The sequence below is a fragment of the Variovorax sp. F042 genome, assembly GCF_057814215.1.
In genome coordinates this window covers 109235-125515 of the sequence record NZ_JBVASX010000001.1, presented here as the reverse complement: position 1 = coordinate 125515, position 16281 = coordinate 109235, and the positions used below count along the sequence as shown (strand labels likewise).

The following is a 16281-nucleotide window of genomic DNA, read 5'->3' as shown; positions in this document are numbered from 1 at the left end:
GTACGCCTTTCAAGCGGAAGCAGAAGCAGGCGGCATTCATTGAATGAACCAGGCGAAAGCCATCGAGGTCCCGCAACATGCGCAACTTTCTCACCAACAACCGGGAAGAGCTGGTTTCACGGTGCAAGTCGAAGGTTGCACTGAGGCCCCGGCGGGCCGCCACCGAACATCAGCTGGCGAACGGCATTCCGTTGTTCCTCGAGCAACTGATAAGAACCCTTGCGGCCGAAGAAGACGACAAACCTGCCGAGAGCGTCAGGATCTCGGGACCATCGGGCGGAGACTCGCTGGCGTTGTCGGAGATGGGGATGACCGCCACTGCACATGGCAAGGAGCTGCTGAAGCTGGGGTACACGGTCGACCAGGTCGTTCACGACTATGGCGACCTTTGCCAGGCGATCACGGACCTGGCCTTCGAGCGCAACGCCCCGTTCGCTATCGGGGAATTCCGGACGCTGAACCGGTGCCTGGACAACGCCATTGCCGACGCGGTCACCGAATTCAGCTTTCAGCGGGATACGCAAATCGCCTGTCAGCAGAGCCTGGACGCGACGGAGCGTTTCGGCTTCCTGGTTCACGAGCTGCGCAATGCTCTGGGGACGGCAACCCTTGCGATTCACGCCCTTGAACTCGGCAACATGACGGTGGGCGGAGCCACCGGGAGCGTGCTGAAGCGCAGCCTGTCTTCGATGGCCACATTGATCAGCGGGGCGCTCGCCGAAGTTCGCAGCGGCGCGCCGGAACTGCGGCAGACATTTTCCGTGGCCCTGCTCATCAAGGACGCCGAAACCGCGGCCCAACTCGTTGCAAGCGCCGCGGGTTGCGCCTTCGAGGTGTCACCCGTCGACTCCCTGCTGGCCATCCGGGGAAACCGGGAGCTGCTGCTTGCTGCATTGGCGAACCTGCTGCAGAACGCATTCAAGTTCACGCACCCGCACACCGACATCGCCTTGAAGGCCTATGAGCTTGGCGAGCACGTCCTGATCGAAGTCGAAGATCACTGCGGAGGGCTGCCGCCGGGAATCGCCGCCAAGATGTTCGCCCCCTTCAACCAGCACAGTCATGACCGGTCGGGCCTGGGCCTGGGGCTTTCCATCGCCCGCCAGAGCGTCGAGGCGGACTTCGGCACATTGACCGTGCGGGACGTGCCCGGCACCGGTTGCGTCTTCACGATCTCACTGCCGCGCCACTCGCTCCAGTGACCGTCGGTGCCGCCGGAGGTACGGCGCGCATCCGCTACATCAGGGGAAATCCCTAGACGCCCGTCCGCAACCCGCTCGGGCAGCCCCTCCACGAGCGAAACGCGTCGCGCATCGCCTCTTCAATGCCCCTCTGTCCCTGGCCCGTTACTTGCAAACTCGATCAAAAATGACAGAAAATTTTCTTATCTGACTTATATTTGTAAACTGGTTTTCAAAAAACGCACACTTTCGGGCACGTTGCACCCTTCATGAGCATCCTCGTCGACACCCCAGGCACCACCGTGGCCCAGCGCATTGCGCAGGCGCTGCCGCGGCTGTCGCGCTCGCACCGGCAGGTGGCCGACTACGTGCTGGAGCACCCGCTGCAGGTCGCCACGCTGCCCATCGACGAGCTCGCCGCCGCGGTGGGGGTGTCGGTCGCCACGGCCAACCGTTTTGCGCGCGCGCTGGAGTTCGATGGCTACGCCACCTTCCGTGCGGAACTGGTGCGCGGCTTCGAGCCGCTGGTGGCGCCGGTGGAACGCATGCGAGGCAACCTGGAGCGCCCGAGCACCGTGTCCGAGGTGTTCGCCACCGCGCTCGACGAGAGTCGCCGCAACATCGAAGCCACGCGCCAGACGCTGGACTACGCCGCCTGCGAAGCCGCGGTGGAGCGCATCGGCAAGGCGCGCTCGATCTACATCGGCGGCTTCGGCGCCAGCGCATGGCTCGCCGGCCTGCTGCAGCACGGGCTGGACGGCAGCTGCAACGACGTGCGCCTGCTCTCGGGCGTGAGCGGCGTCACGCACGCCGCGCGCACGCTGATGCACGCGGGGCCGAAGGACGTGTTCATCGGCCTGACTTTTCCGCGTTACCTGACGGACACCATTTCGCTCGCGCAGATCGCGCGCAGCCAGGGCTGCTCGGTGATCGCGCTGACCGACCGCCCCAGCTCGCCGCTGGCACCGCTGGCCGACGTGGCGCTCTATTGCCAGACCGAAACCAGCTACCGCCCGAACTGCGAGACCAGCGTGCTCGCGCTGATCGAGGCGCTGACCAGCGCGGTGTCGCTGCGCGCGCCCGACCCCGTGCAGTCGGCCGGCCGCATCCTGCAGGCAGTGCGGCCCTGGCTGCACGGTGCCAACGGCCTGCCGCGCATCAACGGCACAGGCAACGGTGCTGCCGCTCTGCCCCATACATCCGATGCCCCTGCCCCCAGCGGCGCCGGCAGCAAGAAGAAGAAAGCTTCCCGATGACCCAGACTCATGTGCCCGTGATCGCCATCCACGGCGGCGCCGGCACCATCAGCGCCGCCACGACCAGCGCCGAACAGGCGCAGGCCTATCACGACGCGCTGAAAAGCATCGTGGCCGCCGCTCAGGCAGCGCTGCTCAAGGGCGCATCCGCGCTCGACGCCGCCTGCCTCGCAGTCGAGATGCTCGAAGACTGCCCGCTCTTCAACGCGGGCCACGGCGCAGTGTTCACGCACGACGAAACCCATGAGCTCGACGCCGCCGTGATGGACGGCGCCACGCTCGCCGCCGGCGCCATTGCCGGCGTGTGCCATGTCCGCCGCCCGGTGCGCGCCGCGCGCGCCGTGCTCGAAGACGGCGCCCACGTGCTGCTGGCCGGCGCGGGCGCCGAGTCCTTTGCACGCGAACGCGGACTGGAGATGGTCGAGCCCTCGTTCTTCTCCACCGAGGCGCGCCGCCAGCAGCTCTACCGCGTGCGCGACACCGGCCGCGTGGTGGTCGACCACGAAGGCGCGTCGATGGCGGCAGCAACGCCGCCGCTCGACGAAGACAAGAAGTTCGGCACCGTCGGCGCGGTTGCGCTCGACATGCACGGCCACCTGGCCGCCGCCACCTCCACCGGCGGCATGACCAACAAGCGCGTCGGCCGCGTCGGCGATTCGCCGCTGATCGGCGCCGGCACTTATGCCGACGACCGCACGGCCGCCGTGTCGTGCACCGGCAGCGGTGAGATGTTCATCCGCGTGGCGGCTGCGTACGACGTGTGCGCCCGCATGGCCTACGGCGGCGCCACGCTCGAAGCCGCCACGCACGCGGTGGTGCAGCAGTCGCTGCCGGCCATCGGCGGCACCGGTGGGCTGATCGCCGTCGACCGCCACGGCAATCTGAGCCTCGCCTTCAACACCGAAGGCATGTACCGCGGTCACGCGCGCGGCGACGAAGCGCCCCATACGGCCATCTTCGCCTGACAACGCATCGCCGCACGCCCCATTTTTCTTCGCACTCCCATGTCCACCCCTGCCCTCGCCCTGCCGGACGGCCGCGTTCTCGCCGTCGACGACCTCACCGTTCGCTTCTCGACTTCCGAGCGCACGGTCGATGCCGTGAAGAAGCTGTCCTTCCACGTCGACCATGGCGAAACGCTTGCGGTGGTGGGCGAATCGGGTTCGGGCAAGTCGGTGACCTCGCTCGCGCTGATGCGGCTCGTGGAGCACGGCGGTGGCCGCATCCTCGGCGGGAGCATGGCGTTCCGCCGCCGCAACGGCGAAGTGCTCGACCTCGCGCAGGCACGCGACAGCGCAATGCGCAACATCCGCGGCGCGGACATCGCGATGATCTTCCAGGAGCCGATGACATCGCTGAACCCGGTGTTCACTGCCGGCGAGCAGATCTCCGAGGCCATCCGCATCCACCAGGGCAAGAGCGACTCGGCCGCGCGCGCCGAAGCGCTGCGCATGCTGGAGCTGGTGCGCATTCCCGAAGCGCGCAACGTGCTCGACCGCTTTCCGCATCAACTCTCGGGCGGCATGCGCCAGCGGGTGATGATCGCTATGGCGCTGTCGTGCAAGCCTCAGCTGCTGATTGCCGACGAGCCAACCACCGCGCTCGACGTGACCATCCAGGCGCAGATCCTCCAGCTCATCCGCGAGCTGCAGAAGGAGATGCACATGGGCGTGCTCTTCATCACGCACGACATGGGCGTGGTCGCCGAGATTGCCGACCGCGTGCTCGTGATGTACCGCGGCGACAAGGTGGAAGCAGGCAGCTCCGACACCGTGTTCGCGGCGCCGCAGCACCCCTACACCCGCGCACTGCTGTCGGCCGTGCCCAAGCTGGGCGCCATGCAGGGCACCGACCTGCCGGCCAAGTTCGAATTGCTGCGCACCGAGGCCAGTGCCGACGCCCAGCCCGTCGAAGCGCCCACGCAGCAAGACACGGTGCGCCAGGACACCGGCCCCATTCTTCGCGTACGCGACCTCGTCACGCGCTTCGACGTGCGCAGCGGCCTCTTCGGCCGCGTGAAGCGCCGCGTGCATGCGGTGGAAAAGATCAGCTTCGACCTGTACCCCGGCGAAACGCTGGCGCTGGTCGGCGAATCGGGCTGCGGCAAGTCGACCACCGGCCGCTCGCTGCTGCGCCTGGTCGAAAGCCAGAGCGGCGCCATCGAGTTCGGCGGCAAGAACATCCGCGAGCTGCCCACGCGCGAGCTGCAGGCGCTGCGCCGGAACATCCAGTTCATCTTTCAGGATCCGTTCGCCTCGCTCGATCCGCGCGTGACGGTGGGCTTCTCGATCATGGAGCCGCTGCTCATCCACAACATCGCCAAGGGCGCCGAGGCGCAGCAGCGCGTCGACTGGCTGCTGCAGAAGGTCGGCCTGCCGCCCGAGGTGGCGCAGCGCTATCCGCACGAGTTCTCGGGCGGCCAGCGGCAGCGCATTGCCATTGCGCGTGCACTGGCGCTCAACCCGAAGGTTGTGGTGGCCGATGAATCAGTGTCGGCGCTCGACGTGTCCATTCAGGCGCAGATCGTCAACCTGATGCTCGACCTGCAACGTGAGCTGGGCGTGGCCTTCTTGTTCATCTCGCACGACATGGCAGTGGTCGAGCGCATCAGCCACCGCGTGGCCGTGATGTACCTGGGCCAGATCGTAGAGATCGGCCCACGCCGCGCGGTGTTCGAAGCGCCGCAGCACGCCTACACCCGCAAGCTGATGGCAGCTGTGCCAGTGGCCGACCCGTCGCGCCGCCACAAGCCGCGCGCGCTGCTCGAAGGCGAGATTCCCAGCCCCATCCGCGCGGTGGGCGACGAGCCCGACGTGCCGCCGCTGGTGCAGGTTGCGCCCGGGCATTTCGTTGCACGGCACGCCATTGGCGGCGCTTTCTGATCCTTTCCGATCGATCAACCTATTTTTTCAACCCGCAGGCCCTCCTGCTTTTTTCCACGAACCGACTGGAGTTCTTCCATGACGCAATCTTCTTCCTCCCTGCGATGGGCTTCCGCACTGCTGGGCCTGGCCGCGCTGGCCGCTTCGGGCACGGCACTGGCCGCGAAAGACGTGGTGCTCTCGATCGGCTATCAGCCGGAAACGCTGGACCCGTACAACACCAACACCACCATCACCACGGCAGTGACCAAGACCTTCTATGAAGGCCTGTTCCAGTTCGACAAGGACCTGAAGGTGCAGAACGTGCTCGCCGAGAGCTACGACGTGTCGAAGGACGGCCTGGTCTACACCATCAAGCTGCGCACCGGCGTGAAGTTCCACGACGGCACCGACTTCAACGCCGAGGCCGTGAAGTTCACGCTCGACCGCGTGCTGAACCAGGACAACAAGCTGCTGCGCTACAACCAGTTCAACCGCGTGGGCAAGGTCGAGGCGCTGAACCCGACGACCGTGCGCATCACGCTGAAGGAGCCCTTCGGCCCCTTCATCAACTCGCTGGCCCACGCCTCGGCCGCCATGATTTCGCCCACCGCACTGAAGAAGTGGGGCAACAAGGACATCGCCTTCCACCCCGTGGGCACGGGCCCCTTCGAATTCGTCGAGTGGAAGCAGACCGAAGCCGTCAAGGCCAAGAAGTTCGACGGCTACTGGAAAAAGGGCTACCCGAAGATCGACACGGTCTCGTGGAAGCCGGTGCTCGAGAACAACACGCGCGCCGCGATGCTGCAGACCGGCGAAGCCGACTTCGCGTATCCCATTCCCTATGAGCAGGCCGACCTGCTGAAAAAGAGCGACAAGCTCGAAGTTGTGGCCACGCCGTCGATCATCACGCGCTTCCTGGCATTCAACATGCTGCAGAAGCCCTACGACAACGCCAAGGTGCGCGAAGCCATCGGCTACGCCATCAACAAGGAAGCGCTGGCCAAGGTCGCATTCGGCGGCTACGCCTTCCCCGCGCAGGGCATCGTGCCGCAGGGCGTGAAGTACGCCGAGAAGATGGCTCCCATTCCCTACGACCTGAAGAAGGCCAAGGAGCTGATGAAGGAAGCCGGCTACCCCGACGGCTTCGAGTCGGTGCTGTGGAGCGCCTACAACAACACGACCAGCCAGAAGACGATCCAGTTCGTGCAGCAGCAGCTCGCGCAGATCGGCATCAAGCTGCAGGTGCAGGCGCTCGAAGTGGGCCAGCGCACCGAGCAGGTGGATGCATGGCCCGATCCGAAGACGGCGAAGGTTCGCATGTACTACACGGGCTGGTCGTCGTCGACCGGTGAAGCCGACTGGGGCCTGCGCCCGCTGTTCGCCTCGGAAGCCTGGGCGCCCAAGCTGAACAACATGTCGTTCTACAAGAGCGAGGTGGTCGACAACGCGCTGGCCAAGGCGCTGGTGACGGTCGACGAAAAGGAACGGACCGCGCTCTACAAGACCGCGCAGGACGAGATCCGCAAGGACCTGCCGCGCGTGCCGATGGTCACGGAGCAGAACCTGTCGGCGCATGCCAAGCGCCTCTCCGGCGTGTTCGTGATGCCTGACGGCAACATCAACATCGACGCAATCTCCGTAGCGAACTAAGCCTCGCCCCCTCACCCGTCAGGGTGAGGGGTTGACCGCCTGCACCCCATGCTGAATTACTTTCTCAAACGACTGTTGGGCCTGATCCCCACGCTGCTCATCGTGGCGGTGCTGGTGTTCCTGTTCGTCCACATGCTGCCCGGCGACCCGGCGCGCCTTGCCGCCGGCCAGGAGGCCGACGAGCAGACCGTGGCCATGGTGCGCGCGGAGCTCGGGCTCGACAAGCCGCTGCCGCAGCAGTTCGTGAGCTTCTTCACCCACATGCTGCAAGGCGACTTCGGCACCTCAATCCGCACGCGGCGGCCGGTGTCGATGGAGATCGGCGAGCGCTTCTTCCCGACGGTGATGCTGACCATCACCAGCATGGTGTGGGCAGTGATCTTCGGCATGGGCATCGGCATCGTCTCGGCGGTGTACCGCAACAAATGGCCGGACCGGCTGGGCATGACGCTCGCCGTGTCGGGCATCTCTTTTCCCGCATTTGCACTCGGCATGCTGCTGATGCAGATCTTCTCGGTCCAGCTCGGCTGGCTGCCCACGGTGGGGGCCAGCAGCTGGAAACACTACATCCTGCCCTCGATCACGCTGGGCGCGGCCGTGGCGGCCGTGATGGCGCGCTTCACGCGGGCCTCGTTCGTCGAGGTGATCCAGGAAGACTTCGTGCGCACTGCACGCGCCAAGGGCGTGCGCGAATCCAGCGTGGTGTTCAAGCACACGCTGCGCAACGCGCTGATTCCGGTGGTCACCATGATGGGCCTGCAGTTCGGCTTCCTGCTGGGCGGCTCCATCCTCGTGGAGGCGGTGTTCAACTGGCCCGGCCTCGGCCGCCTGCTGGTCGATGCCGTGCAGATGCGCGACTACCCCGTCATCCAGACGCTGGTGCTGCTGTTCTCGCTCGAATTCATCCTGATCAACCTGGTGGTGGATGTGCTGTACGGCTACATCAACCCGACCATCCGCTACAAGTGAGCAAGCAGCCATGACGCAAGCTTCCGGCGTGCCTGCCGAAACCCTCATTCCAACGACACCTGTCGCGGCCGTCCAGATCGCTGGCAAGGTCCGCACGCCCTGGGGCGAATGCTGGCGCCGCTTCAAGAAGCAGCCGGTGGGCATCGTCGCCGCGCTCTTCGTGCTGCTGCTGGTGTTCGTCGCGGTGTTCGCGCCGTGGATCGTGCCCTTCGATGCGGAGAACTTCTTCGACTACGACATGCTGAACACGGGGCCTTCGGCCACGCACTGGTTCGGCGTCGATCCGCTGGGCCGCGACATCTTCAGTCGCATCCTGATGGGTGCGCGCATCTCGCTGATGGCGGGCTTTCTCTCGGTGCTGGTGGGCGGCTTCGTGGGCACGGCCTTCGGCCTGCTGGCGGGCTACTACGAAGGCTGGTGGGACCGCATCGTGATGCGCGTCTCGGACGTGCTGTTCGCCTTTCCCGGCATCCTGCTGGCGCTGGGCGTGGTCGCCATCCTGGGCAGCAGCATGACCAACGTGGTGGTGGCAGTGTCGGTGTTCAGCGTGCCGGCGTTCGCGCGGCTCGTGCGCGGCAACACGCTGGTGCTGAAGCAGCAGACCTACATCGAGGCCGAGCGCAGCATCGGCGCTTCAGACTGGACCATCATCGTGCGGCACATCCTGCCGGGCACCATCTCGTCGATCGTGGTGTATTTCTCGATGCGCGTGGGCACCTCGATCATCACGGCCGCCAGCCTGTCGTTCCTGGGTATGGGCGCGCAGCCGCCTACGCCCGAATGGGGCGCGATGCTCAGCGAAGCCCGCGCCGACATGGTGACCTCGCCGCACGTGGCGCTGTTCCCCAGCCTGGCCATCTTCTTCACCGTGCTCGCCTTCAACCTGCTGGGCGATGCACTGCGCGACGCGCTCGATCCGAAGATCGACCGCCAGTAATTTCCGTTCTTCTTCATGTCTTCCAGCAAGCAGCAAGCCCCTCTCCCCTTCATCGGCAACCTGCTCCAGGGCGAACGCAACGCCATCACCGACGTCGCGGGCGTCACCGTGGGCCACCAGACGCTCAGCGATGGCCCCGTGCAGACGGGCGTGACGGTGATTCGCCCTCACGCCGGCGACCCGTTCCGCGACAAGGTGCCGGCCGCTGCAGTAGTGCTCAACGGCTTCGGCAAGAGCGTGGGCCTGGTGCAGGTGGCTGAGCTCGGCGTGCTCGAAACGCCGATTGCGCTGACCAACACGTTTTCGGTCGGCACCGTGGCCACGGCGCAGATCCGCCACTGCGTGGCCGACAACCCCGAGAGCGGACGCACGCTGCCCACGGTCAACCCGCTGGTGTTCGAGTGCAACGACGGCTTTCTGAACGACATCCAGCGCATGGCCGTGACCGAGGCCGACTACCTGCAGGCGCTGGCTGATGCCGGCGTCGACTTTGCGCAGGGCTCGGTCGGCGCGGGGCGCGGCATGTCGAGCTTCCAGCTCAAGGGCGGCATCGGTAGCGCATCACGGCGGGTGTCGGCGCGCGAAGGCGGCTGCCATACCGTAGGCGCGCTGGTGCTGGCGAACTACGGACGCCAGCCGCAACTGGTGCTGGCCGGGCATTCGGTGGGCGACCGGCTGGCGAAGCTGCAGGCTGCGCGCAGCCTGCCGGCGGTGGACGAGGCCGAGAAGGGTTCGATCATCATCATCGTCGCCACCGACGCGCCGCTCGATGCGCGCCAGTTGCGCCGCCTGGCGCTGCGCGCAGGCGCCGGACTGGCCCGCACGGGCTCGGTCTTCGGGCACGGCAGCGGCGACATCGTGCTGGCCTTTTCCACCGCCTACACCGTGCCCGACCGCGTCGAGCGGCCGATGCCGGCCGTAGCGATGCTGCACGACGGGCTGCTCGACGGGCTGTTCCAGGCCGCGGCAGACAGCACCGAGCAGGCGATCATCCATGCCCTGTGGCGCGCAACGCCCGTGACCGGGCGCGACGACAACCACCGCGCCGCACTGGGCGACGTGCTGCCCGCCTCCGTCCTTCTTTCAACCCACGCCTGACTGCGAGCCGCTCCATGAAAGTCCTGATCTCCACAGACATCGAAGGCGTCGCCGGCGTCTATCACTCCGAGCAGGTGCGCCCGGGCAACCCCGAGTTCGAGCGCGCGCGCCTGCTGATGACGCAGGAAGCCAACGCAGCGATTGCCGGCGCCTTCGACGCAGGCGCCACCGAAGTGCTGGTGAACGACTCGCACGGCGGCTTTCGCAACATGCCGCCCGATGTGCTCGATGCGCGCGCCCGCGTCGTGCAGGGCAAGCCGCGCTACCTGAGCATGGTGGCGGGCGTGGAAGAAGGCGTGGACGCCGTTTGCATGGTCGGCTACCACTCGCGCGCGCAGGGGCGCGGCATCCTGGCGCACACGATCAACAGCTTTGCGTTTGCCGGCATCTCGCTCGGCGGGCAGGAACTGGGCGAGGCCGGGCTCTATGGCGCACTGGCCGGCGAATACGGCGCGCCCGTGGTGATGGGCAGCGGCGACGACGTGTTCATCGCCGAGAACCGCCCGCTCTTTCCGCACGCGACATTCGTCGAGACCAAGAAGGCGACGGGCTGCACCAGCGGCATTTCGCTGTCGCCCGAGCAGTCGCGCCGGGCGATTCGTGCGGGGGTGGAAGAAGCGCTGGCCGCGCGTTCGAACGCGAAACCGCTCGTTTTCAAGGGGCCGCAGACCGTGACGCTGCGCACCCAGTCAACCGCGCTGGCCGACCTGTTCTGCCAGTGGCCGGCCTTCGAGCGCGTCGACGGCGTCACGCTGCGCTTCACCGCCGATACGGTAGAAGCGGCGGTGCGCATGCTGAACTGCTGCTCGGCAATGTCTTCGATGCTGCGCTGAGGCGCCAGCCCCTCTTCAGGCCTGCATGGCGAAGCGGATGGCCGCGCGGCCAGGAACCCGCTCGCCCATCCGGGCCTTGTCCGGTTCCTAGAATTCCCGGGTCCGGCAACTTTTTTCCGGCCATCTCGCCTTATCCGGAATAAGCATCAAACCGTCCCACAACCCGCATGGATGCTGGCGAATAAGCTTATCCGCATAAAGCGCGAACCAAAAAATAGTTTGTTTCCATAAGGCCGGCTTTCAGAATCTCGGCTTCTTGCTGGGGCGCTGGACGCACCGCACTTCAAGACACACGCACGCACGATGTACCAATACACAGAATTCGATCGCCAGTTCGTCCACCAGCGGGCTGCCCAATTCCGCGACCAGCTGGAGCGCTGGCAAAAGGGCAAGCTCGCCGAAGACGAGTTCCGCCCCCTGCGGCTGCAAAACGGCTGGTACGTGCAGCGCTACGCGCCGATGCTGCGCGTGGCCGTGCCTTACGGCGAACTCTCGAGCCGCCAGATCCGCGTGCTGGCCCGCATCGCCCGCGAATATGACGAGCCCGAAGCCGAGGTCTACAAGAAGGCCATCGAGACGCAGGGCCTGCTTGGCAGCCACAAGCTCCCGACCCACTACGCCCACTTCTCGACGCGCCAGAACGTCCAGTACAACTGGATTCCGCTCGCCAAGTCGGCCGACGTGATGGACCTGCTGGCTTCGGTCGACATGCACGGCATTCAGACCAGCGGCAATTGCATCCGCAACATCACGAGCGATGAGCGCGCCGGCATTGCCGTCGACGAAATCGCCGATCCGCGCCCGTTCGCGGAAATCATGCGCCAGTGGAGCACGCTGCACCCCGAGTTCGCGTTCTTGCCGCGCAAGTTCAAGATTGCCATTACCGGCGCCACTGAAGACCGTGCCGCCACCGGCTGGCACGACGTGGGCCTGCACGTGGTGAAGAACGAAGCGGGCGAAATCGGTTTTCGCGTGCAGGTGGGCGGCGGCATGGGCCGCACCCCCATCATCGGCACTGTGCTGCGCGAGTTCCTGCCGTGGCAGCAGATCATGAATTACCTCGAAGCGGTGATCCGGGTCTACAACCGCTATGGCCGCCGCGACAACATCTACAAGGCGCGCATCAAGATTCTGGTGAAGGCCGAAGGCCAGCGCTACATCGACGACGTCGACGCCGAATACAAGCAGATCCTCGAGCATGACGGTGCGCCGCACACCATCACGCAGGAAGAGTACGACCGCGTGGCCGCCTCCTTCGTGCCGCCGACGCTCGCCACCCGCGTGCTGCAAAGCGCCGAGAAGACCGACGCCGAGCTGCGCGCCCACGCCGCAGACGACGTGCAGTTTGCCCGCTGGCTCGCCCGCAACGTGGCGCCGCACAAGAACCCTGCGCTGCGCGCCGTCACGCTGTCGTTCAAGCGCCTGAAGCAGGCGCCCGGCGACGCATCGGCCGACCAGCTCGACACGCTCGCCCAACTGGCCGACCGCTTCTCGGCCGGCGAGGCCCGCGTGACGCACGACCAGAACGTGGTGCTGCCCTGGGTGCATGCCGAAGACCTGCACGCGCTGTGGCTCGCCGCCCGCGCCGCCGGCCTCGCCAGCGCCAACGTGCACCTGCTGACGGACATGATCGCCTGCCCCGGCGGCGACTTCTGCGCGCTGGCCAATGCGCGCTCCATTCCCATCGCCGAAGCCATCACCGAGCGTTATCAAGACCTCGACGAGCTCGACGACCTGGGCGAGATCGACCTGCACATCAGCGGCTGCATCAACTCGTGCGGCCACCACCACAGCGGCCACATCGGCATCCTGGGCGTCGACAAGGACGGCAAGGAGTGGTACCAGGTCACCCTCGGCGGCTCCGACGGCTCCGAGCTCAGCGGCGCGCCGCAGGCCGGCAAGGCTGTCGGCCCCTCGTTCTCGGCGGCCGAAGTGCCGGGCGTGATCGAGGCCGTGCTCACCACCTACCGCGACACCCGCGAAAGCGGCGAGAACTTCATCGACACGCTGCGCCGCGTAGGCCCGGACCCGTTCAAGGCCGCCGCCAACGGTGCACGCTTCAAGGTGGAGGAAGCAGCATGAACAAGAAACTCAACATCCTCTCGGCAGAAGAACACATCGACGACGGCGATCCGAAGGTTCTGCAACTGGCCAACGACGCCGACCCGCTCGCCATCGAGGTGTGCCTGGCCGACATCGAGCGCATCGACCTGAACTTTCCGAAGTTCACCGACGGCCGCGCCTACAGCCAGGCCTTCCTGCTGCGCCGCCGCCTGGGCTTCCAGGGCGACATCCGCGCCACGGGCGACGTGCTGATCGACCAGCTGGTGCAGATGGAACGCACCGGCTTCTCCAGCGCCGTGCTCAAGGAAGGCGTGGACGCCTCCGACGCGCAGCGCCAGTTCGACCGCTTCGCCGCCTTCTACCAGGGCGACGCGGTGCAGACCGCGCCGCACTTCGCGGCCGGCAACTGAGAGCGAATGGGAACCTTCGACATGAGCATTGCCACGGACATCGACTTCGCACGCATCAACACCGAACTCGGCCGCAACGCCGAGGGCCTGGTGGACTGGGCGATCGGCCTGGGCCAGCCCGCGATCATCACCACCAACTTCCGCCCTTTCGAGGCGGTGATCCTGCACATGGTCACGCGCGCAAAGCGCGATGTTCCCGTGATCTGGATGGACAACGGCTACAACACCGAGGCCACCTACCGTTTTGCCGACGAGGTGACGAAGCAACTGGGCCTGGACCTGCACATCTACCTGCCGCGCCGCTCGCGTGCGCATCGCGAAGCGGTCGAGGGCCCGACCCCGGCGCTCGACGATCCGCGCCATGCCGCCTTTACTGAAGAAGTGAAGCTGGAGCCCTTTGCCCGCGCGCTGCGCGAGACGGCACCGAAGGTCTGGTTCACCGCACTTCGGGCCACCGACACGGCCGTGCGCGCGCAGATGGACCCGGTCAGCGTCAATCCGGACGGCCTGATCAAGGTCGCCCCGCTGCTGCACTGGTCGTCCAAGGATCTTCACGAGTACTGTGTGAAACACGGCCTGCCGAACAACTTCGACTACGTGGACCCGACCAAGGGCGAAGACAACCGCGAGTGCGGATTGCATCTCGCGCACTGAGAGCCAACGGCTCACCGATCCTCTGCATCCAGCACCCCATCCGATGAACGCCCGTACCGAAACCGAACTGCTGCTCTCACCAGCGCACCTCTCCAACACGCACCTCGATGCGCTGGAAGAAGAAACCATCTTCATCCTGCGCGAGGTCGCGGCCGCCTTCGAGCGCCCCACCCTGCTGTTTTCGGGCGGGAAAGATTCGCTGGTGCTGCTGAAGTGCGCGGAAAAGGCCTTCGGCGTGGGCCGCATTCCCTACCCGCTGCTGATGATCGACACCGGCCACAACTTCCCTGAAGTGACGGCCTACCGCGACCAGCGCGCGAAGGAACTGGGCGCCGAGCTGATCGTGCGCAGCGTCGAAGATTCGATGAAGCGCGGCACCGTGCGCCTGGCCCATCCGGGCGAGTCGCGCAATGCGCACCAGTCGGTGACGCTGCTCGAAGCGATCGAAGAATTCCGCTTCGACGCGCTGATCGGCGGCGCCCGCCGCGACGAGGAAAAGGCCCGCGCCAAGGAGCGCATCTTTTCGCACCGCGACAGCTTCGGCCAATGGCAGCCCAAGGACCAGCGCCCCGAGCTGTGGACGCTGTTCAACACCCGCCTTGCGCCGGGCGAGCACTTCCGCGTGTTCCCGATCTCGAACTGGACCGAACTCGACGTGTGGCAATACATCGAGCGCGAGCATGTCGGCCTGCCGTCGATCTACTACACGCACAAGCGCGAAGTGGTGGAACGCCGCGGCCTGCTGGTGCCGGTGACCGAGCTCACCCCCCCGCGCGACGGCGAAACGGTGCAGGTGCGCGACGTGCGCTTTCGCACCGTGGGCGACATCACGACCACCTGCCCGGTCGAGAGCCTCGCGGCCGACGCGGGCGACGTGGTGCTGGAGACGCTGTCGGTCGACGTCAGCGAACGCGGCGCCACGCGCATGGACGACATGACGTCCGAAGCATCCATGGAAAAACGCAAGAAAGACGGTTACTTCTGATGAGCGCGACGACGACTGCTACCCCTGTGAACACCGACGTCCACGGCGACACCGGCACCGCGCTGCGCTTCATCACCTGCGGCTCGGTCGACGACGGCAAGAGCACGCTCATCGGCCGCCTGCTGGTCGACAGCAAGACCGTGCTGCAAGACCAGCTGGCCGGCGTGCAGCGCGGCGGCGAAACCGACCTCGCCCTGCTGACCGACGGCCTCTCGGCCGAGCGCGAGCAAGGCATCACGATCGACGTGGCCTACCGCTACTTCTCGACCGCCAAGCGCAAGTTCATCATCGGCGACGCACCGGGCCACGAGCAGTACACGCGCAACATGGTCACGGCCGCCTCGGCCGCCGACGCTGCCGTGGTGCTGGTCGACGCAACCAAGCTGGCCTGGGCCGCCGAGGTCGAAGACGGCACCGTGGTCAAGCGCGAGCTGCTCCCGCAGACGCGCCGCCACACGCTGCTGTGCCATCTGCTGCGCGTGCAGTCGATCGTGTTCGCGGTGAACAAGCTCGACGCCATCGACGACGCCGGACTGGCATTCGAACGCATCTCGACAGCGCTGAACGCGTTTGCAGAAGCGGCCGGCGTGCAGGTGGCGGGCATCGTGCCGATCTCGGCGCTCAAGGGCTGGAACGTGGCCACGCGCCATGCCGACTGGGTCGGCTACGAAGGCCCGAGCCTGCTCGAGCTGCTCGAGGAGCTGCCCGTCACGGCGCAGGACGAGGACGTGCCCTTCGCCTTTCCGGTGCAGTGGGTCGAGAAGTTCTCTTCTTCCGCCGACACCTCGCAGGGCCGCCGCGTGTTCTGGGGCCGCGTCGCCTCGGGCCACGTGGAACTCGGCCAACGCGTGACCGTGCTGCCGAGCAACCAGACCGCCACGGTCGCGCAGGTGCTGAGCCATACGCGCCAGCCGAAGGCGGTGCATGCGGGCCACAGCGCCGGCATCGTGCTCGACCGCGAGGTCGACGTGTCGCGCGGCGACTGGCTGCTGGCGCCCGGCGCCTTCGAGCCGGTGCGCGAGATCACCGCCACCGTGGCCTGGCTCGACGACGAGCCGCTGGTCGCGGGCCGCGTGTACTGGGCGCTGCAGGGCCACCGCTGGGTCAAGGCCAAGGTGGCGCGCATCGTCGATCGCGTGAACATCACGACGCTCGAATCGGAGCCGGCAACGCAGCTGGAAGCCAATGCCATCGGCGACGTGGTGCTGGCATTGCAGCAGCCGCTGGCCGTGCTTCCCTTCACGCAATCGCGTGCGTTGGGCTCCCTGGTGCTGGTCGATACGGCCTCCCACAAGACCGCCGCTGCCGTGCTTGTGCAGCCCGCCGCCGCAAAGGCCTAAAATCTCGGGTTTCCCCCGATCTCACACTGACGTTAAAAGA

The 16281-nt window shown here is 66.4% G+C and carries 14 protein-coding genes; all 14 read left to right on the top strand.

Annotated elements, in window-relative coordinates; genetic code table 11:
- Positions 1–77: 77 nt before the first annotated feature.
- The 14 genes from ACZYSP_RS00585 to ACZYSP_RS00520 all read left to right on the top strand — a co-directional run bounded on the left by ACZYSP_RS00585 (position 78) and on the right by ACZYSP_RS00520 (position 16241).
- Positions 78–1202 (top strand): sensor histidine kinase, encoded by a 1125-nt coding sequence (locus tag ACZYSP_RS00585; protein WP_489012817.1) that lies wholly within the window; start codon positions 78–80, stop codon positions 1200–1202.
- Between the two features lie 248 nt (positions 1203–1450).
- Positions 1451–2437 carry a MurR/RpiR family transcriptional regulator gene (locus ACZYSP_RS00580; RefSeq protein ID WP_093074803.1) on the top strand — a complete coding sequence of 329 codons (987 nt, stop codon included), beginning with the start codon at positions 1451–1453 and terminating at the stop codon, positions 2435–2437.
- Positions 2434–3402, top strand: a complete 969-nt coding sequence (locus tag ACZYSP_RS00575; RefSeq protein WP_093074806.1) for an isoaspartyl peptidase/L-asparaginase family protein — start codon at positions 2434–2436, stop codon at positions 3400–3402. Before ACZYSP_RS00580 ends, ACZYSP_RS00575 begins: the two co-directional genes overlap by 4 nt.
- A gap of 39 nt (positions 3403–3441) precedes the next feature.
- Entirely contained in the window at positions 3442–5319 is a 1878-nt protein-coding gene (locus tag ACZYSP_RS00570) for a dipeptide ABC transporter ATP-binding protein (RefSeq protein WP_093074809.1), read from the top strand.
- Positions 5320–5397: 78 nt separating this feature from the next.
- Complete coding sequence (gene gsiB, locus ACZYSP_RS00565) at positions 5398–6951, top strand: glutathione ABC transporter substrate-binding protein GsiB (RefSeq protein WP_093054515.1); 1554 nt, start codon at positions 5398–5400, stop codon at positions 6949–6951.
- Between the two features lie 48 nt (positions 6952–6999).
- Positions 7000–7920 (top strand): glutathione ABC transporter permease GsiC, encoded by a 921-nt coding sequence (gsiC, locus tag ACZYSP_RS00560; RefSeq protein WP_426392891.1) that lies wholly within the window; start codon positions 7000–7002, stop codon positions 7918–7920.
- A gap of 10 nt (positions 7921–7930) precedes the next feature.
- On the top strand, positions 7931–8857 hold the full coding sequence (gsiD, locus tag ACZYSP_RS00555; RefSeq protein WP_093054511.1) for a glutathione ABC transporter permease GsiD: 927 nt from the start codon (positions 7931–7933) through the stop codon (positions 8855–8857).
- Between the two features lie 15 nt (positions 8858–8872).
- On the top strand, positions 8873–9955 hold the full coding sequence (locus tag ACZYSP_RS00550) for a P1 family peptidase (RefSeq protein WP_489012816.1): 1083 nt from the start codon (positions 8873–8875) through the stop codon (positions 9953–9955).
- A 14-nt stretch (positions 9956–9969) separates the two neighbouring features.
- Positions 9970–10788, top strand: coding sequence for a M55 family metallopeptidase (locus ACZYSP_RS00545; protein ID WP_093174011.1), 819 nt, complete (start codon positions 9970–9972; stop codon positions 10786–10788).
- A 303-nt stretch (positions 10789–11091) separates the two neighbouring features.
- Positions 11092–12870, top strand: coding sequence for a nitrite/sulfite reductase (locus ACZYSP_RS00540; RefSeq protein ID WP_093054505.1), 1779 nt, complete (start codon positions 11092–11094; stop codon positions 12868–12870).
- Positions 12867–13262, top strand: coding sequence for a DUF934 domain-containing protein (locus ACZYSP_RS00535; RefSeq protein WP_093054503.1), 396 nt, complete (start codon positions 12867–12869; stop codon positions 13260–13262). Before ACZYSP_RS00540 ends, ACZYSP_RS00535 begins: the two co-directional genes overlap by 4 nt.
- A 21-nt stretch (positions 13263–13283) precedes the next feature.
- Entirely contained in the window at positions 13284–13916 is a 633-nt protein-coding gene (locus tag ACZYSP_RS00530) for a phosphoadenosine phosphosulfate reductase domain-containing protein (protein ID WP_093075243.1), read from the top strand.
- A gap of 43 nt (positions 13917–13959) precedes the next feature.
- On the top strand, positions 13960–14901 hold the full coding sequence (gene cysD / locus ACZYSP_RS00525; protein WP_093054501.1) for a sulfate adenylyltransferase subunit CysD: 942 nt from the start codon (positions 13960–13962) through the stop codon (positions 14899–14901).
- Positions 14901–16241: a sulfate adenylyltransferase subunit 1 gene (locus ACZYSP_RS00520; protein WP_093074815.1), complete on the top strand. Its 1341-nt coding sequence runs from the start codon at positions 14901–14903 to the stop codon at positions 16239–16241. Before cysD ends, ACZYSP_RS00520 begins: the two co-directional genes overlap by 1 nt.
- The last annotated feature ends 40 nt before the right edge of the window (positions 16242–16281 follow it).